The sequence below is a fragment of the Bacillus sp. NPDC094077 genome (assembly GCF_050279465.1).
Taxonomy (GTDB): domain Bacteria; phylum Bacillota; class Bacilli; order Bacillales; family Bacillaceae_G; genus Bacillus_A.
The window spans coordinates 39,717-63,264 of sequence record NZ_JBNNUF010000005.1 but is presented as its reverse complement, the minus strand read 5'-3'; the positions used below and the strand labels follow the sequence as shown (position 1 = coordinate 63,264).

General features: G+C 34.5%; 24 protein-coding genes, 3 pseudogenes and 1 riboswitch. Of the genes and pseudogenes, 8 read left to right on the top strand and 19 right to left on the bottom strand.

Going from position 1 to position 23,548, the window contains the following annotated elements:
* Window positions 1–310: 310 nt before the first annotated feature.
* Window positions 311–889 carry a lipoprotein BA_5634 family protein gene (locus ACQKNR_RS14410; protein ID WP_427318492.1) on the top strand — a complete coding sequence of 193 codons (579 nt, stop codon included), beginning with the start codon at window positions 311–313 and terminating at the stop codon, window positions 887–889.
* 35 nt (window positions 890–924) lie between these two features.
* Here the strand turns inward: ACQKNR_RS14410 and ACQKNR_RS14405 are convergent, their stop codons facing one another.
* The 3 genes from ACQKNR_RS14405 to ACQKNR_RS14395 are packed head-to-tail and all read right to left on the bottom strand — an operon-like array spanning window position 925 to window position 3,321.
* On the bottom strand, window positions 925–1,092 hold the full coding sequence (locus ACQKNR_RS14405) for a FeoB-associated Cys-rich membrane protein (protein ID WP_427318491.1): 168 nt from the start codon (window positions 1,090–1,092) through the stop codon (window positions 925–927).
* A gap of 16 nt (window positions 1,093–1,108) precedes the next feature.
* Complete coding sequence (gene feoB / locus ACQKNR_RS14400; RefSeq protein ID WP_427318490.1) at window positions 1,109–3,097, bottom strand: ferrous iron transport protein B; 1,989 nt, start codon at window positions 3,095–3,097, stop codon at window positions 1,109–1,111.
* Window positions 3,094–3,321: a FeoA family protein gene (locus ACQKNR_RS14395; RefSeq protein ID WP_025148865.1), complete on the bottom strand. Its 228-nt coding sequence runs from the start codon at window positions 3,319–3,321 to the stop codon at window positions 3,094–3,096. The genes feoB and ACQKNR_RS14395 overlap by 4 nt, the downstream gene beginning before the upstream one ends.
* Before the next feature lie 194 nt (window positions 3,322–3,515).
* Window positions 3,516–3,617: riboswitch (TPP riboswitch) on the top strand.
* Between the two features lie 85 nt (window positions 3,618–3,702).
* Between ACQKNR_RS14395 and thiT the strand changes: the two genes are divergently transcribed.
* On the top strand, window positions 3,703–4,371 hold the full coding sequence (gene thiT, locus ACQKNR_RS14390) for an energy-coupled thiamine transporter ThiT (RefSeq protein ID WP_427318489.1): 669 nt from the start codon (window positions 3,703–3,705) through the stop codon (window positions 4,369–4,371).
* A gap of 209 nt (window positions 4,372–4,580) precedes the next feature.
* Here the strand turns inward: thiT and ACQKNR_RS14385 are convergent, their stop codons facing one another.
* From ACQKNR_RS14385 to ACQKNR_RS14360, 6 genes are all read right to left on the bottom strand, one after another.
* On the bottom strand, window positions 4,581–6,434 hold the full coding sequence (locus ACQKNR_RS14385) for a sensor histidine kinase (RefSeq protein WP_427318488.1): 1,854 nt from the start codon (window positions 6,432–6,434) through the stop codon (window positions 4,581–4,583).
* The gene (locus ACQKNR_RS14380) at window positions 6,431–7,120 is read right to left on the bottom strand and encodes a response regulator transcription factor (protein WP_427318487.1); all 690 of its coding nucleotides are present in this window, start codon (window positions 7,118–7,120) and stop codon (window positions 6,431–6,433) included. Before ACQKNR_RS14380 ends, ACQKNR_RS14385 begins: the two co-directional genes overlap by 4 nt.
* 190 nt (window positions 7,121–7,310) lie before the next feature.
* Window positions 7,311–7,931 (bottom strand): class D sortase, encoded by a 621-nt coding sequence (locus tag ACQKNR_RS14375; protein ID WP_427318486.1) that lies wholly within the window; start codon window positions 7,929–7,931, stop codon window positions 7,311–7,313.
* 89 nt (window positions 7,932–8,020) lie between these two features.
* A complete protein-coding gene (locus ACQKNR_RS14370) occupies window positions 8,021–8,512 on the bottom strand; it encodes an LPXTG cell wall anchor domain-containing protein (RefSeq protein ID WP_427318485.1) in 492 nt (163 codons plus the stop codon).
* A 176-nt stretch (window positions 8,513–8,688) separates the two neighbouring features.
* Window positions 8,689–9,021, bottom strand: a complete 333-nt coding sequence (locus ACQKNR_RS14365) for a hypothetical protein (protein ID WP_427318484.1) — start codon at window positions 9,019–9,021, stop codon at window positions 8,689–8,691.
* Window positions 9,022–9,205: 184 nt separating this feature from the next.
* The gene (locus ACQKNR_RS14360) at window positions 9,206–9,421 is read right to left on the bottom strand and encodes a hypothetical protein (protein ID WP_427318483.1); all 216 of its coding nucleotides are present in this window, start codon (window positions 9,419–9,421) and stop codon (window positions 9,206–9,208) included.
* A 161-nt stretch (window positions 9,422–9,582) separates the two neighbouring features.
* Here ACQKNR_RS14360 and hpt point away from each other — a divergent pair, with 161 nt between their 5' ends.
* The gene (gene hpt, locus ACQKNR_RS14355) at window positions 9,583–10,110 is read left to right on the top strand and encodes a hypoxanthine phosphoribosyltransferase (protein WP_427318482.1); all 528 of its coding nucleotides are present in this window, start codon (window positions 9,583–9,585) and stop codon (window positions 10,108–10,110) included.
* Between the two features lie 82 nt (window positions 10,111–10,192).
* Window positions 10,193–11,095 carry a diacylglycerol/lipid kinase family protein gene (locus ACQKNR_RS14350; RefSeq protein WP_427318481.1) on the top strand — a complete coding sequence of 301 codons (903 nt, stop codon included), beginning with the start codon at window positions 10,193–10,195 and terminating at the stop codon, window positions 11,093–11,095.
* A 41-nt stretch (window positions 11,096–11,136) separates the two neighbouring features.
* On the opposite strand, the pseudogene ACQKNR_RS14345 reads toward ACQKNR_RS14350, so the two are convergent.
* From ACQKNR_RS14345 to ACQKNR_RS14315, 7 genes and pseudogenes are all read right to left on the bottom strand, one after another.
* A pseudogene (locus ACQKNR_RS14345) lies at window positions 11,137–11,647 on the bottom strand (DUF2199 domain-containing protein).
* A 63-nt stretch (window positions 11,648–11,710) separates the two neighbouring features.
* Window positions 11,711–11,929, bottom strand: a pseudogene (locus tag ACQKNR_RS14340) (DUF4262 domain-containing protein); the annotation flags it as partial.
* Window positions 11,930–12,154: 225 nt separating this feature from the next.
* Window positions 12,155–12,502, bottom strand: coding sequence for a YxeA family protein (locus tag ACQKNR_RS14335; RefSeq protein ID WP_427318480.1), 348 nt, complete (start codon window positions 12,500–12,502; stop codon window positions 12,155–12,157).
* Window positions 12,503–12,687: 185 nt separating this feature from the next.
* Complete coding sequence (locus ACQKNR_RS14330; protein ID WP_427318479.1) at window positions 12,688–13,287, bottom strand: DedA family protein; 600 nt, start codon at window positions 13,285–13,287, stop codon at window positions 12,688–12,690.
* Window positions 13,287–13,865 (bottom strand): class I SAM-dependent methyltransferase, encoded by a 579-nt coding sequence (locus tag ACQKNR_RS14325; protein ID WP_427318478.1) that lies wholly within the window; start codon window positions 13,863–13,865, stop codon window positions 13,287–13,289. The genes ACQKNR_RS14330 and ACQKNR_RS14325 overlap by 1 nt, the downstream gene beginning before the upstream one ends.
* 141 nt (window positions 13,866–14,006) lie before the next feature.
* Window positions 14,007–15,956: an ABC transporter permease gene (locus ACQKNR_RS14320; RefSeq protein WP_427318477.1), complete on the bottom strand. Its 1,950-nt coding sequence runs from the start codon at window positions 15,954–15,956 to the stop codon at window positions 14,007–14,009.
* The gene (locus ACQKNR_RS14315; protein ID WP_000859663.1) at window positions 15,943–16,713 is read right to left on the bottom strand and encodes an ABC transporter ATP-binding protein; all 771 of its coding nucleotides are present in this window, start codon (window positions 16,711–16,713) and stop codon (window positions 15,943–15,945) included. Before ACQKNR_RS14315 ends, ACQKNR_RS14320 begins: the two co-directional genes overlap by 14 nt.
* 306 nt (window positions 16,714–17,019) lie before the next feature.
* Between ACQKNR_RS14315 and ACQKNR_RS14310 the strand changes: the two genes are divergently transcribed.
* Window positions 17,020–17,892, top strand: a complete 873-nt coding sequence (locus tag ACQKNR_RS14310) for an AraC family transcriptional regulator (RefSeq protein WP_427318476.1) — start codon at window positions 17,020–17,022, stop codon at window positions 17,890–17,892.
* 44 nt (window positions 17,893–17,936) lie between these two features.
* On the opposite strand, the pseudogene ACQKNR_RS14305 reads toward ACQKNR_RS14310, so the two are convergent.
* The 3 genes and pseudogenes from ACQKNR_RS14305 to ACQKNR_RS14295 form a co-directional block, all read right to left on the bottom strand.
* Window positions 17,937–18,570 (bottom strand): annotated as a pseudogene (locus ACQKNR_RS14305) (SdpI family protein).
* 24 nt (window positions 18,571–18,594) lie between these two features.
* The gene (locus ACQKNR_RS14300) at window positions 18,595–19,230 is read right to left on the bottom strand and encodes an SdpI family protein (RefSeq protein ID WP_427318475.1); all 636 of its coding nucleotides are present in this window, start codon (window positions 19,228–19,230) and stop codon (window positions 18,595–18,597) included.
* Window positions 19,227–19,499, bottom strand: a complete 273-nt coding sequence (locus tag ACQKNR_RS14295; RefSeq protein ID WP_001070526.1) for an autorepressor SdpR family transcription factor — start codon at window positions 19,497–19,499, stop codon at window positions 19,227–19,229. The genes ACQKNR_RS14300 and ACQKNR_RS14295 overlap by 4 nt, the downstream gene beginning before the upstream one ends.
* 209 nt (window positions 19,500–19,708) lie before the next feature.
* Between ACQKNR_RS14295 and ACQKNR_RS14290 the strand changes: the two genes are divergently transcribed.
* The 3 genes from ACQKNR_RS14290 to ACQKNR_RS14280 all read left to right on the top strand — a co-directional run bounded on the left by ACQKNR_RS14290 (window position 19,709) and on the right by ACQKNR_RS14280 (window position 23,494).
* Window positions 19,709–20,404, top strand: a complete 696-nt coding sequence (locus ACQKNR_RS14290) for a response regulator transcription factor (protein WP_427318474.1) — start codon at window positions 19,709–19,711, stop codon at window positions 20,402–20,404.
* A gap of 2 nt (window positions 20,405–20,406) precedes the next feature.
* Window positions 20,407–21,429, top strand: a complete 1,023-nt coding sequence (locus ACQKNR_RS14285) for a sensor histidine kinase (RefSeq protein WP_427318473.1) — start codon at window positions 20,407–20,409, stop codon at window positions 21,427–21,429.
* Window positions 21,430–21,523: 94 nt separating this feature from the next.
* Window positions 21,524–23,494, top strand: a complete 1,971-nt coding sequence (locus ACQKNR_RS14280; RefSeq protein WP_427318472.1) for an FtsX-like permease family protein — start codon at window positions 21,524–21,526, stop codon at window positions 23,492–23,494.
* Window positions 23,495–23,548 lie beyond the last annotated feature (54 nt).

Here is a 23,548-nt window from a genome sequence, read left to right as displayed (position 1 = left end):
CCTATGTGTTTATTATAACAAAACTAAGATGTCCTTACATGTTATTTCCAAAATATAGTCAATATAATATGACATTCCAGATATAATATTGTATTCCTAATATATTCTCATTATTTCTCTTTAAAATTGAATTGTTTTTGTGTACCTTCACTAAATTACATAAGTGTAATGTTACTGTAAGCTAATTCGATAGTTGCGTTTCGATATTTCTTATACACTAATAACAGAAGCAACAAACAAGCTTCTCCACATGTAAACACTAATACAAAAACTGTATTTACTATATAACAGACAAAAAGGAGAAATCACCATGAAAAAATTAGTAGGAATCGGATTAGCAGCGGCTATTTCATTTGGAGCATTATCAGGTTGTTCTTTATTAGGAGAAAAGGCAAATGGCTTTGTACTGTATGGATCAGAAGAGCAAGTAGGGCAAATTGCGGATAAAAATAAAAAAGAAGTAAAAGAAAAAGATATGTATAAAATGAAACTTACAACACTTGAAGATAAAAAGGTTCTTGTAATGGATAAAAAAACTGGCGAAGAACTTGTTAAGAAAGAACTACTTAGAAAAGTTGATAAAAATGACGACACAAAAGCAATTGATAAATTACCAGCTGTAACAGCAGAGCAAGGTGTATTATTCGCAAAAGAAAAAGTAGAGAATGCTACACTTGATGGTGCAAAATTAAAATATGAAGGTAACACAATTATCGGAAGTGGCCGCGCATATGCAGACATGTTCGCAATTGTTGACGATGCAACTTACGGGAATGTAAAAGGTGAAGAAAAATCTGTAGGTGTACTAAAGTTCGATAAAGACCCTAGTAAAGAATTCCCTGGAAAAAATGGTGTAGAAGCAGCTCAACTTGTTACAATTAAAAAGTAAATAAAAAAGCTTTGCGAAATTCGCAAAGCCTTTTCCTATTTATGAGCAACTTGCTCCATGTCTGGACTACAAGTTTGTGACTGACATGATTTATTTAAAGAACATGCTGCGCATTTTCCTTTTTTACTTCTCTTTGCAAAATTAACTAACGTATATGCTGCATAACCAAAAATGATAGCTCCAATTATAATATTGACCATCATTGTAATACATCTCCTTCTAGAATCCGAGTAAGGATCCACCTTGGTATATAATGAGCGTTAATACATAAGCAACAACAAGTGGATAAACGACAGAGAAAATTGTCCATTTCACCGATCCTGTTTCGCGTCTAATAACAGCTACTGTCGCTAAGCACGGAACATATAATAAAACAAAGAACATAAATGCGTACGCTGATAACGCTGTATAATGTGCCCCCATTACATTTCCTAGCACATCTTCTTTAACCGCATAAATAATCGCCATTGTTGAAACGACAACTTCTTTCGCTAAAAATCCTGTTAAAAGGGATGCCCCAGCTTGCCAAGTTCCAAAGCCGAGCGGTGCAAATAGTGGAGCGATAAAACCACCAATCATCGCTAAGAAACTGTCTCCCATATCAACACCGAATCCTGATGGGCCTGCATAGTTTAATAACCAAATGACAACAGAACCACCGAAGATAAATGTACCTGCTTTACGAACAAATCCTTTACCTTTCTCCCACGTGCTCAGCCATAGTGTTTTCGCTTGTGGCACACGGTAAGGAGGTAGTTCAATTACAAAAATAGATTTTTCCGCTTTTAAAATAGTAAGGGACATAATTTTTGTAACGAGTAACGCAAGAACAATACCTGCAACATATAAAGAGAACACAACAGTCGCCTGACTATGAGGGAAGAACACTCCCGCAAATAATGCATATACAGGTAAACGTGCTGAACAAGACATAAATGGTGTTACTAAAATTGTAAGTAAACGTTCTTTCTCCTGTTCAATCGTTCTCGCTGCCATAATACCTGGAACGTTACATCCAAAGCCGATAATCATCGGGATAAATGCTTTTCCGTTTAAGCCGAAAAACTCCATAATTCTATCCATAACAACTGCAATTCGCGCCATATATCCTGAGTCTTCTAATAATGAAATGAAGAAGAATAGTGCAAAGATTTGTGGAACGAATACTAATACCGCACCTACACCAGCAATAATACCTTCTGTAACGAGCGCTTGAATAAAGTCAGAAGCCCCAACACTTGCGAGACCAGCTGTAACCCAATCAGTAAGCTGTCCACCAAAAAATCCATCAAGCATATCAGATAAAGGTGTACCAATCCACGTAAACGTAACTTGAAAAATAAAAAACATAACTGCTAAAAAGATTGGAAGTCCTAAAATTTTATGTGTAATTAACTTATCGATTGTTTCCGAAAAAGGAATTTTTCCTTCTTTCTCATGCTGAATTACATTTGTTTTTAACTTTTCAATATACGCTTCACGAGTTTTGTAAATATGCTCCTCCAACGTACAATCAAGTTTTCCTTCTAAACGAGATCGAATGGCTATAAGTTCCTTATAAATTGGTAATGCTTTCATTTCTTTTTCTACTACTTCGTTATTACTTAAAAATTGAAGGGCTAACCATCTTGGATGCTCATAATTCGCTGTCTCTAAAAGAGCGATTACCTCTCCAATCCCTTCATCCATTTGTACACCATATGAAATTATGAATGGTTTTTTCTCTTTTTGCTTCTCTTCATGAAGAGTAGCAAGTAATTCTTCACAGCCCTTTCCGCTTCTTGCAACGACAGGAACGACTGTTACTCCTAATATTTCTGATAATCGTTTTACATTAATAACAATTCCTCTTTGCTTTGCCACATCAATCATATTTAAACCAATTGAAACTGGCTTACCAAATTCAAGTAATTGTAATGTTAAATGCATATTTCGCTCAAATTGCGAAGAATCCACTATATTTAACATATGATGAAATTCGTCTGTTAGTAGAAAATTCGTAACGACACCTTCATCACGTGAAACTGGATTTAAATCATAAACGCCTGGTAAATCAATTAATGTTCCTTGCTTACCTTTTAATTTACCAACCTTCTTTTCTACTGTTACACCGCTCCAGTTCCCTACATATTCATAAGAACCAGTGAGCGCATTAAATAATGATGTTTTCCCTGTATTCGGATTCCCTAGCAAAGCAACCTTATTCACGCTAATTCCACCTTTATCATTTTCGCGTCACAATGACGAATACTAATTAGCTGTCCACGACACTCCAATGTACAAGGACCTTTAAACATCGCTTTCTGTTTCAGGCGAAGTTCGCTTCCTTCCGCGAGACCGAAAGCAGCCAGTCTTCTCTTTAGTAAATTATCTAGCGACTGAATACTTTGTACTAACACTTTCTCACCAATTTTAATATCTACTAAGCTCATAACCTTCCCCCTCAGAAGAGAATGATAATTATTTTCAAAAAAATTATACCATACTCTATTTCTCTTGTACTATACCTTTTTGCTTCATATTTATTAACATTTCGCTACAATTATATTTCAATAATTGTCATACCAGATTCATTTGCCATTCTCATCCATTTCGCTTACAATAAACAATAGCAAATAAAGAATCTCGTTATCACAGGGGGAGCCTTGCCGCTGAGAGGGAACACTTCGTTCCGACCCTTCGAACCTGTTAGTTAATGCTAACGCAGGGATTGTGCAAACGTCCGAAATACATACCTCTTTTTTATTTACGTATTTCGTATCCTCCTATGATAATGTTCTTTTTTGTGTAACTTGGATTTAGGGGGAGACAACATGCGTAACACCAATTTACAAGCGATGATCGAATCTGCAATTTTTGCAGCCTTCGCCTTGATTATCGATATTTTACCATTATCAATTAAACTTCCAACAGGCGGTTCCATTTCATTTGCTATGATTCCTATTTTTATTATCGCATACCGCTGGGGCTTTAAATCGGCTTTCTTAGGTGGTTTAGTTTGGGGGCTATTACAAATTGTCGTAGGAGATGCCTATATTTTAACACCTGTTCAAGCATTCATTGAGTATTTCATTGCCTTTGCTTTTATCGGATTTGCTGGTTTATTCTATCGTCCAATTCAAAAAGCACTTTTAACATCCAATGAAAATAGCGAAGAACAATCAAGTTTAGGTAGCCGTAAAGATAAACCTTCATCAAAACAAGACCAAGGTAAGAAAGTCCTTGTTTATATTATCCTCGCTACATTTGTTGGTAGCTTTGCTCGCTATTTCTGTCATTTTATTGCTGGTATTATTTTCTGGGGACAATACGCACCAAAAGGTCAATCAGCTGTACTATATTCATTAATCGTAAACGGTAGCACAATGATTGGTTCTTTTATTTTATGTACAGTTTTACTTATATTTTTATTTATCACTTCACCACGCTTATTCAAGAGCATTGGTGCTTATCAACTAAATTCAAACAAAAAGGGCGCTTAATAAGCGCTCTTTTTTTTATATCGTAATATCAATTAAAAAAACAATAAATGCGCAAAAGAAAATAAATACCATTATACCTAGCCAATTGCTATGCACGGTTCATCGACTCCTTACATAACCTCATTTTCTAACCAAATTATATCGTTTAAAAATAAAGATTAGGTAAAGATAATATGAAAATAACTTAAAAAAAGCGTAGCATGCATTGTCTACGCTTTTTTCGGTAAGTAGAAGTAAAATAACACACCATCTTCTGTATTCTTTACCCCATATTCAGCATCGTGCAGTTCTAAAATATTTTTAGAAATGGCAAGCCCAAGACCCGTTCCACCTTGTGAACGCTGACGAGCTGCATCCACGCGATAAAAACGATCCCAAATTTTATCTAATTGCTCTTCTTCAATGTGAGTACCTTTATTTTCAATACACACTTTGATACGATCCTTCTCATCTATTGTAGAAATCATAATATCTTCTTTATTTGGCGTATAGCGTATGGCATTTGTAATGAAGTTCACGATGACTTGTTCAATCCGATTTTGATTTGCAATCACTTCAAATGAACATATATTTTTATGAACACGAAGTTCTTTTTTCTCTATTTCCACAGAAAGGTGTTCACATATATCCTCAATTACTGTATCAATATAAAACGCATCCTTTTTCATTTTATATGTGCCTGACTCAAATTTAGCTAACTCAAGCATATCCAAAATTAAAGTATCCATTTTGTCTACTTCTCGCTCCATCGCTTGAAAATAGTATTCTTTTTTATGTTCAGCTACTCCATCTTTTAAAATAGAAATGCAGCTTTTCATAATACTTAACGGTGTTTTTAATTCATGTGAAACACCCGAAATAAATTCTTTCCGCGTATTTTCTAATTTTCTTTCCTTTTCAATATCTTGTTCTAGCTGTCCAATATGCGAATGTAGTTTGTTCGATAGCGTATTAATATTTTTTGATAAATCACCAATTTCATCTTTTGAAGTAACCGGAATTTTTTCTGTGAAATCTAAATGTGCTATTTTTTTCGTTGTATCATTTATTATTAGTAATGGTCTTGCAATTTGTTTTGAATAATAGAACGAAGCTAGAAAAATGAGAACGACTACAAATGCAATAATATAGATGTAATAATCTTGCACCATTTGTGCAGCTTCATCGACTGGTTGCAAAGATGCCATTGCATATATATATGTCACTGACCCGTCTTTATCTTTTATTGGTTTAATTAATAATTTATATTTTATATCATTCTTTTCATAGTCCATTGTCTTGGTTGAATATTCTATTTGATTACTCTCTTTTAGTAATACATCCGTTTGAAATTCTTTTATACTATCCAAAAATAAAGTGTTTTTATAAATTGGATTTACGGGGCCTTTTACATCAGGAAACTGTACTTTCGTAACATACCCTCCTATGTAAATATCTGATTCTTGGGCAGCTTGTTCCTGAACGGCCGGCTTCTTTTCCTTTACAAGTGATTCTTGGGCTGCTTTCTTTTTCTCCTCATCTAATTTACTCTTTTTCTCATTAAATGCTTTTTCTAACGGTTTATTAGATCCGCTTAAGTTTTGCTTAGATAACGTGAAAGAGAATGGAATAAAACTATCTTCTTTTTTCACCCCAGAAAAATAAATGTTTTGGCCTAAAAACTGATCTGATGATTTATTATCAATCTCCTCTATATTGACGAGATTGTATAAGGGCATTTTGAATATTTGTTGTCCAAAGCTCTTTTGTTGCCTACGATCTATCGTTACCTCAAAATAAAAATCATCTGCATGTTTTAAATTCCCATTCTGATCTAATGTCGTGACCCACGTATTATTTTCTCTTAAAAAGTCTTGCTCCAGTTTCTGAATTCCTTCTGTACTTCCTACATAATTTAAATAATTCTTTTCAAAGGAATTTAAATTTACTTTAATATCTTCCACTTTTCGATTTGCATAATATTGTTTAAAAAATATCGTTTGTCCAATAAATATCGTCGCTAAAATTAGCATGCATAATGCTGTTGTAAGAGTAAATAATTTTAGTACAATCCCTTTCCTCATACATTTCCCTCAAACTTATAACCAGTTCGCACTACAGTAGTAATGTACTTTGCTTTCTCCCCTAATTTATTTCGCAAATTACGAATATGGCTATTAACTGTTCGATCATCGCCAGCAAATTCATATCCCCAAATTTTTGAAATTAATTGTTCTCTTGTTAGTACAATTCCTTGGTTTTTCATGAAATACACTAATATTTCAAACTCTGTATGTGTTAAACTAACGTCTGCCCCATCAACAGTAACAGTACGTGACGGAAAATGGACGTGAATGCCATGAATTGATAACGTATCGTCTTCATTCTCTAAAAGCTGCTCTGTCACTTTTCTGCTTTCTAACAATCTTTTCGCTCTGGCTAATAAAATTGGCGGGCTATACGGCTTCGTCACATAGTCATCTGCCCCAAGTTCAAATCCAAGTAACGTATCATCCTCATCTACACGCGCTGTCAACATAATAATAGGTACTTGGGACGTCTTACGAATTCTCCGGCAGACAGACCATCCATCTAGTTCTGGTAACATAATATCGAGTATAACTAAATCAACCTCTTCTTCTTCAAATAAAACTAAAGCTTCTTTCCCATCCCTCGCTTCAAACACTATATACTGTTCACTCAAAAAATAATCTTTTAATATTTCACGCAAAATCTCTTCATCTTCAACAATTAAAATGTTTTTTTGCATAACTTACGTATCCCCCTCTCACTTTTAGAAACTACAATTTTATCCCGCTATTTGCGGTCAGTAAGACCCTCACCTCAAAATTCGGCACATGCGAGGAAATTAGGTGGAAGATTAACTGCCCGGAAAAGCCCGATTGGTGCGGGCTAATAATCAAAAGGGATGGATCCCCTCCTCAGATTAAAGTTTCACTTTATTTTGCATAACTAGCAGTTAATTTCGCCTCAATAATATATCTATCTGGTGCATCCCCTATATAATCAAATGGATAGCAAGTCGTCAGGGTTAAAGTCGGTTCTTCTTTTTTCACAATAACAGTACGATCATCCGCATGAGTAATCCATGTCTTTTGAATTTCATATGTGTACGTTTTATTATCATACTCTAAAATAAGAGTATCCTTTTCTTTTAACTCTCCTAAATCTGTAAATACAGTATCTCGATGCCCACTCAGTACAGTATGTCCCCCTCCAGATGGCGTTGTCGTTAAATCACTAACAAACATACCAACTCCTTTTTTCAAAGTTGCATCATTCGCCTCCCAATAAACAGAAAACTTCTTCTTTATTTTCGGTATACTTAACATCGCTACCTGTTCTCCTTCTTTATGTTGTGTTTGAGAAGAAGGCACTTGAGAAGTTACAGGCGTTTCATGAGAAAGTTGATTATCTTGTATATTTGTAAGGCTCTTTATTTCTTCTTTTGTTAATTCTTGAGCGGAGCTTTTTCCTTTATACCATTCCACCGCATAATATGATCCCATAAATAGCCCTATAGCCATTAATATCATACCGATATAATTGAGTAGCTTCATGTTTCATCCCCCCATGCAAAAAATGGTAGGAGTAACCTACCATTTTTAATATATGAAATTATCCCATTCTTTATAGGCTAATATTTTATTTACGCTTTAACCTTATTGCGACGATTCAATCCAAATAATGTACCTAATCCGACAAGACAGGCGCTTAATGCCATCATTGCTACATTATTTGATGCTGTGTTTGGTAATTTTTCACCTTGTACAACTGGCTTCGCTACTTCTTTTTTTGCTACATCATTTTTTTGCCCGGCTTTTATCGCTTCTTCTTTTTTGGCCATATCACTTTTTAACTGTTCTTGTGCTATTCTCTTTTTCTCTTCTTCACTCTTTTTCTCGGCTTTTATTGCTTCCTCTTTTTTGGCCATATCACTTTTTTCTTGTACTTGCGCCGCTTGCTTTTTCTCTGCATCATTTTTTTGCTGTGCCTGAATTGCTTCTTCCTTTTTAGCTACATCTGACTGCACTTGCGCCGCTTCTTCCTTTGTTAATGTTCCAGTAGAAGCACTCGCTACTGAAGAATAACCTACTGTTAAAAGTGCCATTGCACAAATTGGTAATAATCTCTTTTTCATTTTATTTCTCTCCTCTTATAGGTTTTACATCACTTCGCATCGGATGTATCACTAGAATAAACAACATATGTAAATATAAGATGCAGATGAAATATATTTCATTTAAAGATTTCATTGTAGAAAATAAAAAAACACCGTAATATATACGATGTTTTTTCGGGTGTGTGTCTCAATATTTACATGTTACTTTCGCGTGATTTAGAAGTAGAAAGAGCCGGAGCGATAACTAATTGTCTCGGCTCAGTTTTCTTGAAGTGATTTTTGACGTTACACTTACGGCGTTGAACAACCCATGCTTTAATAGGGTTTGTTAAAATAATTTTTTGCTCTTCGTTAGGGGCCTCTTCTTCCAATCTACAACTTTCGCTCCATTTACACCATTTCATTGTAAATTTAGAAGAAGAATGATCGTCTTCTCGATCAAACAAGTGCAAAAAATCCATTTCTCCAGCTAGCATTACGGTGTTACTAGTCGCTAAAAAAGAAAAGGTTGTCCAACGTTTCTCCATGCCCTCCTACTCCTTCTTCACATATAGAGTGCCTAAAACTTCATTTACCTAAAATATGCTTACCTTTTACCTTACACCTATAGTTTATCCAAAATGCTATGATGCAACTATCGATTTGCCTTACAACTACCTTACATTTTTGTAAGAAAAGAAAAAACCTTCATTGTATATACATGAAGGTTTCTCAATCTTTATCTATATGATCTTTCATATTATCAACTCCAGCTTCTTGCAGCTGCGACATCATGCCATGGGAAATTGCGCCTAATACTAAAGTCATTCCAATTAGTGAAATGCGAATTGCAGGTACATCAATTATGTAAGCCAAACTCCCAAGAACAATTGTTAAAAGTAATGCTTTTATAAATGTTGCACTTGTGTACTGTTTCTTCTTCATCATAATCACCCTTTATGGAAGCGTTTTCTCAATATAATTAGTATATCATATCATCAGATGATTTTGTCGTTGTTTTTGTAAAAAATTACTATCCTCTTTGACTTTTTCTATTCTATCCTTTACAGTCGAAATGTTCACTAGTTTTACACTGTAGGAGGATTACAATGAATATTGAAATAAAAGACACTTTAATTTCTGAAGAACAATTACAAGCAAAAGTAAAAGAATTAGCACTTCAAATCGAGCATGACTTTGAAGGAGAAGAAATCGTAGTGATTGCTGTACTAAAAGGATCTTTCGTATTCGCTGCTGATTTAATTCGTCACATTAAAAACGAGGTAACAATTGACTTTATCTCTGCATCTAGCTACGGAAACCAAACAGAAACAACTGGAAAAGTGAAACTATTAAAAGATATCGACGTAAACATTACTGGAAAAAACGTAATTGTCGTAGAAGACATCATCGATTCTGGTTTAACGCTTCATTTCTTAAAAGACCACTTCTTTATGCATAAACCAAAGGCACTCAAGTTCTGTACGTTACTTGATAAGCCAGAACGCCGTAAAGTGGACTTAACAGCTGAATATGTAGGCTTCCAAATTCCAGACGAATTTATCGTCGGCTACGGTATCGACTGTGCCGAAAAATATCGTAACTTACCATTTATCGCTTCAGTTGTAACGGAATAATATAACAAGATAAACTTTCATCAAATACTGATGAAAGTTTATTTTCTATCACGATTCGTAAAAGACAAAGGGAGAGAATAAAATGACAAAAGTAAAATTTGAGAAAGTACTCCTCATCGTAAATCCGAAAGCCGGTCAAGGCGACTTACATACAAATTTAGCGAAAATCGTACCACCTCTTGCGGCAGCTTTTCCTGACTTACACATCCTTCACACGAAAAAGCAAGGTGATGCAACAAAATATTGTCAGGAGTTTGCTAGTAAAGTAGATTTAATTATCGTCTTTGGCGGTGACGGAACTGTATTTGAATGCACAAATGGCTTAGCCCCTCTTGAAACTAGACCTACACTTGCAATCATTCCAGGCGGAACTTGCAACGACTTCTCTCGTACGCTAGGCGTTCCGCAAAACATCGCAGAAGCAGCAAAGCTTATCACAAAAGGGCATGCAAAACCAGTTGACGTCGCAAAAGCAAACGGGCAACATTTCTTAAACTTCTGGGGCATCGGGCTCGTATCTGAAGTATCAAACAATATTGATGCAGAAGAAAAAGCAAAGCTTGGTAAAATCGGTTACTATTTAAGCACCATTCGAACTGTCAAAAATGCTGAAACATTCCCAGTCAAAATTACTTACGACGGACAAGTATATGAAGACGAGGCTGTCCTTGTTATGGTTGGAAACGGTGAATATCTTGGTGGTATTCCTTCCTTTATTCCGAACGTAAAATGTGATGACGGTACACTCGATATTTTCGTAGTCAAATCAACGGGCATTCAAGCATTTAAAGATTATATCGGAAAGAAATTATTTGAAGATACAAATGAAAATGACATCTTCCACGTAAAAGCGAAATCTATTCATATTGAAACAGAAAAAGAAAAAGAAGTAGATACGGATGGAGAAAGCTCGCTTCATACACCGTGTCATATTGAACTATTACAAGGACACTTTACGATGATTTATAATCCTGCGGTTGTGTAATGAAAAAAACGAGTGATATCACTCGTTTTTTCTCTTCTAATCTAGTTATGTTGTTGGATCATTTCTTGTATTTCTTTAACTCTCTCCAAAGTAATTCCATTTTTTTTGTTCTATCGCTAAAGGATGTTCAGTTGGCTCTAATTCAACATACGGCGCCACTCCAACTTCTCTTATATGTACATTCGTCTTTAAATTTAATGTTTCTGGATAAACTGGTATTTCTACAGATAACCAGCCAAAATAAGGATCACTATTTTCTCGTCCTCTTTCATCCCACTCTTCTAGTACTTTATCATAGCTTTCTTTACTAAGTGATATCCACACAGTCCATATGAAATTTTCGTAGTAATCAATGATAGGAAGCTCTAAACATCCCCTAATAAAGTAATGTTCATCGTCCATTACACAAAAATCTGACGTTAAATGGAAGCGTTCCTCTCTTTCATGAGGCTCTACCTCGTAATCATAATATGGTGCTTCACTTCCGTAACATAAAGGGAGTGTAAAGCGGTTTATTTGTACTTTTTCTCCGGATTTCCTTCTTCTTTTCATCTCGTTCCCCTATCCATGTCATACATATAATTCATCCTAATTTCCCAGTGTTTATTAAAATACTTAATCTTCAATATCATCTAATTGAGTCTTATAATATTCATCACACTCTAATGCAGTCGGAAGAATCCCTCTTTTATCTGGTAATAAAACTCTTAAAACCTCCCGATCTAGCTCTATGAAAGACTTCATACTGACAGGATAACCTTCAATAATATTTGTGTACTCTATTCCTTGTTCAAACTTTTTCCCACTCTTTATTTCTTCTATTATGGAACAAAAAAACATAAGATTTTAAAGAAAAACACCTATTCCGACTCTTTATCGACACTTTTCCATTTTCTATTTCATAATCAATCAAAATAAATTACAATATATTCATACAAAAACACATTTTAAATCAGGTGTAATATATACCTAATTTATTATTATTGAATAATGGATTCACAAGAAAATTAAACAAAAAATCCCGTGTCCAAAACTCAACACGGGATTTTTTTCATTTACTCACAATCCTAGCTTCACCTTCGCGCCTTCAGGAATTGTATCTATCTCTATTTGTACCTTATCGTGTAAAAACTTTCCTTTCGTAATTACTTGCCAGTATGAACCTTTCGGTAAGGTATCTATTCCATTAATTGTTATCTCTTTTTCGTTTCCATCCTTATCATAAGTTTTCATCGTATATTCATGTCTTTTATTTCCATCTAAATTATTTCCATCTTTATCAATCACTGCATAACGATATTCTAAATCAAGAAATGGGTTCATTCGATCAATTGTAGCATTCCCATTTAACAAATATGCCGCCCCCGCTACAATAACCAGTAATGATCCAAAAATAATTCTTTTCATCTATATTCCGCCTTTCATTATATTTTTCTATAAGACCTTTCTAAGTATAGAAAGCATTTCTTAATAAATACTCGTACGATTTCTTAACTTTTTCTTAATGTAACAGGGCTGTGCAGCGGCAATTCGACAAATAAAGCTATATTGAATTACGGAAAACTAATAATAAAAGGAGGCTGCCGCCTCCTTTATTTACTCATCACTGTATTTCTTTTTTGTCTGTATAAATAAAACACACTCACAATCACTGCGATGATTCCGCCTAAATACACGCCATACTCTATCGCAACTGCTACAATCCTTTCAATATGTTGTCCAAATAAAGATCCGAGCACAAAATAAACGAGTGTCCAAACAAAGCCTGTCGTATAGGAATACAAAGCATACGTCTTAAATGACATGTTATTCATTCCAACTAAATACGGCACGATATGTCTTACAACTGGTATGAAATAACTTGTAACTAATGCATAATGACCATATTTCTCTACCATCTCTTGCGATTTAACAACATACTTTGCTTTTTTCTTTTTCATCAACTTGTTTAGTACTCTTACACCAAATATTTTCCCTAGTATATAGCCTAAAGAAAGCCCGGATACAACGCCTAAATACGTTAATAAAAACGCAGGAATAACCCTTAATATGCCTAGTGAAGATACAAAACCACCACTCATCACAATCATTTCATCTGGAATTGGCATACCAATAATACCTAACCATAAACAGAAAAATAATGCCCAATAACCGTACTGCTCAATGTATGATAATAATTCATGTAATTCCATTATGCATATGCTCTCCTTAGCTCTTTTTTACAGCTAAAGACGTAAGCTGGCGGGAGATTTAGCCATACTTTTTTCAATATAATTTCGGGGAAGAAATGCTGTATAAATCCTTTTTTCACAAGTGAATATTGAAAAGTAATAAATTCACCATTCTCATGTATCGCTTCCATTACATTGTTTAAAATACGCTTTGAAACTTCTTCTGGTAAAGAAGTAAAAGGCAATCCTGATAAGACGTAATCAATGCATTCTATATTGAATTCTTCCATATACTTCTTTATATTTTCAGCTGAACCGTGTACAACAATGACGTTCTGCTCATCTTTAAACTTTCTTTTTAACTCTTTGAAAAACACTTCATTAATTTCAATAAGAAGAAATATTGTTTCCTTCTTTTTTCTCTTCATAATTTCTTTCGTAAAAGCTCCTGTACCAGGTCCTAACTCCACGATGCACTTTGCTTTATTAAAATCAATTACATCTACCATTTTTTTTGCTAATATTTTTGAACTCGGCACAATTGCCCCAGTATGTTTCGGATGTTTTATAAATTCATGTAAGAATGTAATGAGTTGCATGTAAACCTCTCCCATTCGTTCAATAGTTTTTAACTTGTGTCTAAGTATAACTATCGTTTCTTAATAAAAATTGAGGAGATTTCTTAAGATTTTATGAAGAATAAAAAAACAGCTACCGCTCAAGCGATAGCTGCTCTCTCATTACTTCGCGCTTACAATCTTATAATAAGAACGAACTGTTAAGAAGTAATATCCGATATAAATGACACCGTATACTCCAATACTAATTAAGAGCGGAATCATAATTTCAAATGGTAATATATTTGATAAACCTTTTAAAGCAAATAGGCTGTGTAAAATACCGATAATTAACGGAATAGCGAAGATAAAGCTCACTTGTTTTGCAATAGCTTTCTTCATCTCTTGCTTCGTTACACCAATTTTATGAAGTACAACATAACGATCACGGTCAGCACTTGCTTCTGTTAATTGCTTGAAGTAAATGATAGATCCTGTTGCTAGTAAGAATACAAGTCCTAAGAACATACCGATGAACATCATTAGTCCAGTTCCCTCAAGCCCCATATGGAAACCGGTATAGAAGTCTCTAAATAGTGGTACCACTTCGGATTCGCCTACTGGCATCACTTTCGCTAACTTTTCTGTTAATACTTTACTGTTTCTTTCATCTTTTACATCAATATTTTTTACAACACGTGTACCAAATGCTTGTTTTGCCTGCTCATACATGTCATCTGAAACGACAACAACTAATTCACCTAAGTTTGTAATTGCAGTATCATTTGTACCTTGGATCGTTAATGTTTTCATGTCGTTTCCAATTTGGAATACCGCTTTATTCCCTTTATATTGCGGACTAAGCTCATATCCTTCCATATAAGAACTATCCAATACAAATGCTTCTCCAGTATCTACATTTACTGTTTCTGCATCAAATTTATTAGCTAGCTTGTTAAATTCTGACTGAGACATAAACTGATATTTCTCTGAAACCCTGTAGTTTATATTAGAAATGAAATCGACTTTATCTCCTTCAAACTTCCCTTTTACAGGAACCGTCTCAATCTCAAATTGATCTTTAACAGGGTGATCCTGCTTCTCTTTCGCAAGAATCGCATTTACTTTCTTATCCAATGCTGCATCTTTTTTCTCATAAGAGTAACTGTACGGTGCAACTACTTTTGATTGCGTAAATGTGTTGTAATACATCGTAACTGACGTACCAACCGCTGTTAATGTTACTGCACTTAAAATAGAAATTGTCGCAAGTGACTTTGCATTTCCTTTAATACGATATAGTAACTGTGATGTTGTTACCATGTTCATACCGTTATAAAACGCTGACTTATTATTTCTTGCACGTTTCAATACAAATACTGTGAAGAACATGAACAATAAATAAGTCCCTGCTACTGTCGCTAGTAAAATGTATAATGCAACGACCATAAAGTCTGCATACATTACTGCTTTCATGTACATTAACGCTAAGAAATAACCTGAACCGATTAAGAAAACTGAAATTAATGCCATAATTACTGATCCTTTTGGCATTGCTTCGCCTTCACGTTCGGCGCGGAAAAGTTCAATTAATTTAAAGCGATAAATTAAACGATATCCTTGAAGTGATGTATATAAAATAATCACAAAGAAAATAATTGCTGTATCAATAATTGCCGCCATCGGCACTTCAAAATGAACATTTAAGTTTAATCCCATCATGCTTACTAATAATTCAAGGAACAATTTTGAAAGGACACTCCCAATCGCAATTCCGATAATTAAAGACATTAATCCCATTAACATATTTTCATAAAAGAGCATTTTACCAATTTGTCTTTTACGAATACCTAGTAAAGAATATAATCCAACTTCTTTTTTACGTTTACGTGTAAAGAATCCGTTCGAATATATAATGAACACCGCTACGAAAATAATAAGCATCACACTGGAAACTTGGAACGCTCCGCTAATTTTCTTCGAAGCTTCTGCTGCTTTTTCCATTTGTGAATTGTATTGCAGTGCTTTAAAGGTAAAGTAAATGACGATACTAAAAATCATAGATGCAAAATATACAAAGTAGTCTTTAAAGTTCCGCTGTATGTTGCGGAGGGCAATGCTAGATAAGGTCATCAGCCATACCTCCAGAAATAGAAGACATTACATCAACGACTTGTTGGAAGAATTGTTTACGTGTTAATTCCCCGCGATGTAATTCTTTATATAACTCACCGTCTTTAATGAAAATAACTCGTTTGCAATAACTTGCCGCAAAGGCATCGTGCGTTACCATTAAAATTGTAGAGTTATCATATTCATTTAACGACTTCATACTTTCTAATAAATCTGTCGCTGATTTAGAATCAAGCGCTCCAGTTGGTTCATCCCCGAAAATCATACTCGGATTCGTAACGATTGCACGTGATGCCGCACAGCGCTGCTTCTGTCCACCAGATACTTGATATGGAAACTGACTTAAAATATGATCAATACCGAATTTCTTCGAGATTTCAAGAACACGGCGATCAATTTCATTCGCTTTCACCTTTGATAACGCAAGAGGTAAAGCGATATTTTCTTTCACCGTTAACGTATCTAATAAGTTATAATCTTGGAAAATGAAACCTAAATGATCGCGTCGGAATAGCGCTAACTTATCATCATTCATCTTCACGATGTCTTTTCCATCAATTAAAATTTCACCGTCCGTCGCATTATCAATTGTAGAAAGAACGTTTAGTAGAGTCGTCTTACCAGAACCAGAAGGTCCCATAATTCCAACGAATTCACCTTCTTTTACTTGTAAGTTAATACCTTTTAACGCTTCAAATTTATTTCCACCCGTGTCATATACTTTTTTAATATTTTTTGCTTCTAACACTGTTTTCATCTCGACATCCCTCATTTCATCTATTCTCTATTTTCACTATATACATTCTCTACTCTTGCCACTATCGATGTTTCTTACACAAACATGACAGTTATGTAAGGCACATAAGTAAAGACATCAAAATTTTAACCTAATGAATCAAAGTACTTTGTTACTATAACATTGGGATATCATGCCATCCATTCATTCTCCTTACAGGAACATTACATTTTTGTAAGGTTAAAAATACACCCTACAAAGTTGTGCATGAAATGTCGGATGGAACCATTTCGTTCCTGCTATTCTATGTACAGAGGAGGTCATAGTATGGATTCACTTAAAAATATGAATGCAGCAATGCAATATATTGAAAGCAACCTGACAAATGAAGTTGATTTTAAAGAAGTTGCGAGGCTAGCTCTCTGCTCTGAATATCACTTTAAAAGGATGTTTTCATTTCTAGCTGGCATATCACTATCTGATTATATTCGTTGTAGACGTCTTACTCTCGCTGCCTTTGAACTAAAAAACAGCAGTGTAAAAGTCATTGATGTCGCTATAAAATATGGATACAACTCACCAGATTCTTTTTCACGTGCATTCCAAAATCTGCACGGAATAACGCCTTCAGAGGCTCGAAGTACTAGCCGTTCTTTGAAAGCTTATTCACCAATGACCTTCCAATTATCGATTAAAGGAGGAAATGAAATGAACTATCGAATGGAAGAAAAAGACTCGTTTCGAATCGTTGGTATACAAAAACGAGTGCCTATTGTTTTTAACGGTGTAAATGAAGAAATTGCTTCTATGTGGAAAAGTTTAGACCACGAATCTATTCGAACATTGAAGTCACTTTCAAATATAAAACCTACAGGACTTATTAGTGCCTCTACTAACTTTTCTGAAGGAAGAATGGAGGAGAAAGGCGAACTCGATCATTATATTGGAGTCGCTACGACGAAGGATTGCCCAGAGCAATTCAAACAACTTGAAGTCGCTGCTTCAACATGGGCTATATTTGAAGCTGTTGGTCCATTTCCTGATGCATTACAAAATGTATGGGGGCGTATTTATTCTGAATGGTTTCCCTCTTCCAACTATGAACTAGCAGAAGGACCAGAAATATTGTGGAATGAACAGAAAGATATAACATCACCAAACTTTAAAAGTGAAATTTGGGTACCGGTTTTGAAGAAGTGATAAAAAATAAAGCTGCTTTTCCATAAAAGGAAAAGCAGCTTTATTTACATTTTTAATTCTTTTTTATAAATGCTATATGACTTTATCGTTGATACGAGAATACATATTAATATGATTCCAACTCCTATAAAGATATTAAATGGATCTGGAAGTAACGCTCCAGCATATATACAAAGTGCACCTATTACAAAGATCTTCGAAGCAAATCTATGTGTTTTTCTCCAAACTACAGGATTTTCTAATGTCCAGTCCATCCGGATTCCTACTAAACCATTTGGCTTCGTTTGTTGCATATAATTGCCGAGTACAAGAAGCAATGTTCCAAGTCCGAAATTAAATGCCATTGAGCCTGAAGTAATATAATTAGACGCTGCTAATAGCGCAAATACATTACAGCCGAACCCTATCAGAAGAATGGTATATTGCAGAAAAGACTTTAGCATGCTGTTTATACTTATCTTTCGTTACATCAATATACCCCATAGCTAGCCATATCAAATACAACACCACCATACTCCCTATCGAAAAAGAACTCACCTCTACTTTAGAAAAGTATCCATCTACCACTCCTGCAGCATTATAATGACGTGGAATTTGTTCTGTTAAATACGGCCATACAATATACCACCCAATTGCAATTGCAATAATTAAACTCCATGGCAATACGTGTCTTTTCATCATCTCTCCCCCATAATTTTTTTATTAAGCCCCTATCTCTTTCTTATAAGCAAAATAGGAATATCCCATCGTTAACCCTAACGCACCGATAATAATTCCAATTACCATGAAAGATTTCCATGTCGCCGGTGCAAAAATACTTAAAATCATAATAACTCCTACTACAACAAACACTTTTCCGCTAAAGCGATGTGTCTTTCTCCACACTTCTTCGTTACTTAAGGTCCAAGGGGTTTTTATACCTACAAAGTAATTTGGTTTGCACTGTGGTAAATAGTTTCCCATGACTATAAATAAAAGACCAACAATAATATACGGTGTACTATTCATCGGAATTTCGTAACCTAATCCTACTCCAATTACAAGCATATTTACTAAAAATAATACTACTAATACGCTATAATTCATTATCGTATAGCTTTTAGAAAATTTATCGTAATTCTTTTTCTTAGGATCAATTTTAGGAGTAACTGTTAATAAAATATAGATAAATATCATAATCCCAAGTGTCATCAACATTGCATTAAATTTGGAAGCAAAGCCATTCACACCTTCAGTCCCCCAATGAATTGCCATTGTGTCAGGCAAATTCGGCCAAGCATATGCCCAAGCTAAACCCGTTATAAGAATCAATATAATTGCAAAAAGATGTTTTTTCATTTCCCCTCTTCCCCCTTATTCGTAAACGTAAACACCCAAGTCAATAAATCTTGAAAGACAGTTGTGTTTAAAGAATACACAACGAATTGCCCTTTCTTTTCATCTTGAATAAGTTCCGCATTTTTAAGTGCGTTTAAGTGGTGTGAAATACTTGGCTTTGTCATATTGAAATGTTCAGCAATTTCCCCAGCGGTTAGATCGCCTTCTTTTAATAAATCTAAAATTTTTCGCCTTGTTGGATCTGCTAATGCTTTGAATGCTTGATTCAATGTCTTTCTTCCTTTCACTAATTAGACATTTAGATATTTATCTAAATGTTAAAATGATTTCAGTTAATTGTCAATTATATACGAGGCCCTTTTTACTTTTTCCACTTTTGACCTATACTGTTTACTAGCTTATCTTTCAACATAATGAAAAGACTTGAAACACATGATACACTATAGCTACAATTGTTTTTTTGAGGAGGAATATACATATGTATAAAATTTTAATCGTTGAAGACGATCCAAATATTTCATCATTACTACAATCTCACATTCAAAAGTACGGTTATGAAGCTGTTGTGGCGGAGAATTTCGATGATATTATGGAATCGTTTAATGCTGTGAAACCACATCTTGTTTTACTTGATGTAAACTTACCGAAGTTCGATGGTTTCTACTGGTGCCGTCAAATTCGTCATGAATCTACTTGTCCAATTATTTTCATTTCAGCGCGTGCTGGTGAGATGGAACAAATTATGGCGATTGAAAGCGGTGCAGATGATTACATTACAAAACCATTCCACTACGACGTTGTAATGGCAAAAATTAAAGGTCAACTACGCCGTATTTATGGTGATTATGCACCAAATATTTCTGAACGTATCGTAGAAGTAGAAGGGCTAAAATTATTCCCTGAACGTCCAGAAATTCATTTTGGATCTGAACAAGTTCTTTTAACAAAGAAAGAAGCTATTTTAGCAGAAATGTTATTATCTAAATTCCCTCGTACAGCAGGCCGCGAAGATTTATTAGCTGCGCTTTGGGATGATGAAAGCTTCGTTGAAGAAAACACATTAAACGTAAATATTACGCGTCTTCGTAAGAAATTTAATGAGCTTGGTATTGAGAACTCTATCGAAACTGTTCGCGGACTTGGATATCGTTTTAACGCAACTTGGAGTGAATAAGCATGAAGCTATTTTTACGTGATCATTTTGCATTTTTTCTACTGTACGTATTAAACTTCGGTATTATTTTCGTTTTATATGATGCGGTAGATGGATTCCAAAATAATAAATTTTATTTCGTTGTTTTAAGCTTATACTTATTTATTTGTTTCCTCGCTTACCGTTACGTTCGTAACCGTAGAATGTATCATAGATTAAGTGAACAACCAGAAAAAATGGAAGACGCGTTTATTGAAAGGGCGACTGCACCAATGCCTCACGGTGTAAATGAACTTGTCCGTACGCAGTACCGTCTCTTCCAAAAAGAACTACAATCGTACGAAGTAAAACAACAAGAACATCAATTGTTTATTAATCACTGGGTACATCAAATGAAAACGCCCGTTTCTGTCATGCAGCTTATGGTACTAGAAATGGAAGATGAACATTTAATTCCGAAGTTTAAAAAAGAATTAGAACGACTCAATCAAGGACTTGATATGGCTTTATATATGGCAAGGCTAAATAACTTCCATGAAGATTTCCATGTCGAGACAATTTCATTAAAAGATACTGTAACAAAAAATATTAATGGATTAAAAGAACTATTCATTCGTAATGGTGTCTTCCCTGTTTTAGAAGTCCATTCTGATTTAAAAGTTACTTCTGATGCGAAATGGCTAAATTTCATTATCTATCAGTTAATGACAAATGCTGTTCGTTACTCTGATGAGCGCGGAAAAAAAGTGTTCTTATCTGCTTATAAAAATGGAAAAGATATTATTTTAGAAATTCGCGATGAAGGCGTTGGTATTCCGCAAGAAGATATTCGAAGAGTATTTGAACCGTTTTACACGGGAAAAAACGGTCGTATATTCGGAGAGTCTACTGGGATGGGACTTTATATTGTAAGTAAAATTTGTGATTATTTAGGTCACTCTGTCAAACTAGATTCTGAAGTTGGTAAAGGAACGACGATTAAAATCATCTTCCACAACGCTGCAAATAATCAAGCAGAAAATACGGAGAAGGTGACCGAAGCATGATCGTAACATATGCTAGCAAAATGTATGAGAACTTACTCTCATACATTTTTTGCAATAAAACTACATATTGCCCTTCTAACGGGAGGCACATATTATGACATTTTGGCAATTCGCATTTAAAAATGTAACACGTAATTCAAGAGCTTACTTCGCTTATTTCGTAAGCAGTTCATTTTCGATTGCTGTTTTCTTTTCGTTCGCTGTTTATTTATTCCATCCGAAATTACAAAATTTCACTATGATCTCTGAAATCGCAGGATTAATGATTTTTTCAGAAGTTGTCATTGTATTGTTCTCTTTCTTCTTTTTACTCTATTCAATCGGATCGTTTTTAAAAGTTCGAAAAAAACAATTTGGGATTTTAACCATTTTAGGTATATCGAAAAAACAATTACATCGTCTCGTTTTTATGGAAAATATGTTAATTGGGATTTTATCTATCTTTTTCGGCATGCAGTTTGGGTTTGTTTTTTCACAATTTTTCTTATTAGTGACAGCGAAAATTACGCACGTACCAGGTATATATTTATATATACCCACGAATGCTTTCATTTTAACAACAATTGTATTTCTAAGTCTCTTTATCGCTGTATCTTCATTCACACCAATGCTGATTCGTACGAAAAAAACGGTACACCTTTTAAAAGCTAATAGCGGGAAACAAAAAGAAAGAAAACCATCCATATTCGTCTCTCTATTTGGTGCGATCTGTTTATTAGGTGGTTATATTTTAGCTGCAAATCCTAAATATTTCTTCTCCATAAGCCCGCAAATAGGCGTTATATATATGGTTTCAAGTATTTTTGTGATCCCAACACTTGTTACAATTGGGACATATTTTTTCTTTTCTCAAATTAGTTTCTTGCTTATTTATATTTTAAAGAAAAGAAGAAAGTTTTATATGAAACGGATTAATATGCTTTGGATTTCTGATTTAGCAAGCCGCATTCGAACGAATATTAATATGCTTTTTATTGTAGCGATGCTATCTACAGTCGCTTTCACAATGATTACGTTCCTATATGGAGCAGGAAAGTTTACAAAGCTAAATGTTACGAGAAGTTCACCTTTTCCATTTTCTTATTTTTCATATGACGCAAATCCTTTTGCTAACGAGCATTTAACTTGGCTTGAACAGCAGTTACAAAAAGAAAATTTCTCTTATAAAAAGATAGAAGCTGATTTATATGAAACACCGCTAAAAGAAGATGAAGGTATAACGGATTATAATGACGTCTATGCAATGAAACAAAGTGACTATAACAAACTTGCAGCTTCTCTGCGAATGAGACAACTATTCATGAACGATAACGAAGCATATGTCATAACAGGTAACGCTTATACCGCCTTATTCAGCGAGTTTGAGCCAAGCTACAATAGAAAATCCATTACACTTTCTAGCACAAATACGACATTACAAGTAAAGGGCTATGAACAAGTAGGGGCCATTCCATCTAACTTTTCATATCAAACTTTAATTTTACCTGACGCTATTGTAAACAACTTACCAAGTACAACAAAACATGTAGAAGCGTACAATTATAACGTTCAAAACTGGGAAAAGACATATAAAATTGCTGATGATTTTATGCGAAAAATACAAAAAGATCGACAAGAATTCCAATACGAAGGGCCCCTTATACGCTCCTATGAATCAGCAGGCTCATTATATAGAATCACATCCGGAAGTGCTGCGTACTTTCTAATCGGAACATTCTTAGGAGTTATTTTCTTTATTGGAGCAGGCAGCGTTCTTTACTTCAGAATGTATACCGATTTAACGAACGAACAAGAAAAATATGTAGCAATTTCAAAAATTGGTGTAACGGATGCGGAAATGAGAAGGTCTGCAACCATCCAACTTAGCATTTTATTTTTTGTTCCGTACGTTATGGCATCCATTCATACAATGTTTGCAACAAAAATGCTTCAAGATGTAATTGCTTTATCGCTATTCAAAGAAATTTCAGCCGTTCTTATAATTTTTGGCGTAGTTGAAATTATCTTTTTCTTATTCATTCGTTCCTTTTACATGCGAAAGTTATCAGAGTATACGAATGGTTAAAATATAAAAAAGTTATTACAGGAAAAGGATATCTCTTCTATCCTTTTCCTCTTC

Bases quoted from the DNA above. Each gene is read 5' to 3' on its own strand.
- ACQKNR_RS14385 (WP_427318488.1), bottom strand. From the start codon at position 6,434: ATGAGGAAAGGGATTGTACTAAAATTATTTACTCTTACAACAGCATTA.
- ACQKNR_RS14285 (WP_427318473.1), top strand. From the start codon at position 20,407: ATGAAGCTATTTTTACGTGATCATTTTGCATTTTTTCTACTGTACGTA.
- ACQKNR_RS14395 (WP_025148865.1), bottom strand. From the start codon at position 3,321: ATGAGCTTAGTAGATATTAAAATTGGTGAGAAAGTGTTAGTACAAAGT.
- ACQKNR_RS14350 (WP_427318481.1), top strand. From the start codon at position 10,193: ATGACAAAAGTAAAATTTGAGAAAGTACTCCTCATCGTAAATCCGAAA.
- ACQKNR_RS14335 (WP_427318480.1), bottom strand. From the start codon at position 12,502: ATGAAAAGAATTATTTTTGGATCATTACTGGTTATTGTAGCGGGGGCG.
- ACQKNR_RS14405 (WP_427318491.1), bottom strand. From the start codon at position 1,092: ATGATGGTCAATATTATAATTGGAGCTATCATTTTTGGTTATGCAGCA.
- ACQKNR_RS14375 (WP_427318486.1), bottom strand. From the start codon at position 7,931: ATGAAGCTACTCAATTATATCGGTATGATATTAATGGCTATAGGGCTA.
- ACQKNR_RS14300 (WP_427318475.1), bottom strand. From the start codon at position 19,230: ATGAAAAAACATCTTTTTGCAATTATATTGATTCTTATAACGGGTTTA.
- ACQKNR_RS14320 (WP_427318477.1), bottom strand. From the start codon at position 15,956: ATGACCTTATCTAGCATTGCCCTCCGCAACATACAGCGGAACTTTAAA.
- ACQKNR_RS14330 (WP_427318479.1), bottom strand. From the start codon at position 13,287: ATGGAATTACATGAATTATTATCATACATTGAGCAGTACGGTTATTGG.
- ACQKNR_RS14310 (WP_427318476.1), top strand. From the start codon at position 17,020: ATGGATTCACTTAAAAATATGAATGCAGCAATGCAATATATTGAAAGC.
- ACQKNR_RS14325 (WP_427318478.1), bottom strand. From the start codon at position 13,865: ATGCAACTCATTACATTCTTACATGAATTTATAAAACATCCGAAACAT.
- ACQKNR_RS14365 (WP_427318484.1), bottom strand. From the start codon at position 9,021: ATGGAGAAACGTTGGACAACCTTTTCTTTTTTAGCGACTAGTAACACC.
- ACQKNR_RS14410 (WP_427318492.1), top strand. From the start codon at position 311: ATGAAAAAATTAGTAGGAATCGGATTAGCAGCGGCTATTTCATTTGGA.
- hpt (WP_427318482.1), top strand. From the start codon at position 9,583: ATGAATATTGAAATAAAAGACACTTTAATTTCTGAAGAACAATTACAA.
- ACQKNR_RS14360 (WP_427318483.1), bottom strand. From the start codon at position 9,421: ATGATGAAGAAGAAACAGTACACAAGTGCAACATTTATAAAAGCATTA.
- thiT (WP_427318489.1), top strand. From the start codon at position 3,703: ATGCGTAACACCAATTTACAAGCGATGATCGAATCTGCAATTTTTGCA.
- ACQKNR_RS14380 (WP_427318487.1), bottom strand. From the start codon at position 7,120: ATGCAAAAAAACATTTTAATTGTTGAAGATGAAGAGATTTTGCGTGAA.
- ACQKNR_RS14315 (WP_000859663.1), bottom strand. From the start codon at position 16,713: ATGAAAACAGTGTTAGAAGCAAAAAATATTAAAAAAGTATATGACACG.
- ACQKNR_RS14370 (WP_427318485.1), bottom strand. From the start codon at position 8,512: ATGAAAAAGAGATTATTACCAATTTGTGCAATGGCACTTTTAACAGTA.
- ACQKNR_RS14290 (WP_427318474.1), top strand. From the start codon at position 19,709: ATGTATAAAATTTTAATCGTTGAAGACGATCCAAATATTTCATCATTA.
- ACQKNR_RS14280 (WP_427318472.1), top strand. From the start codon at position 21,524: ATGACATTTTGGCAATTCGCATTTAAAAATGTAACACGTAATTCAAGA.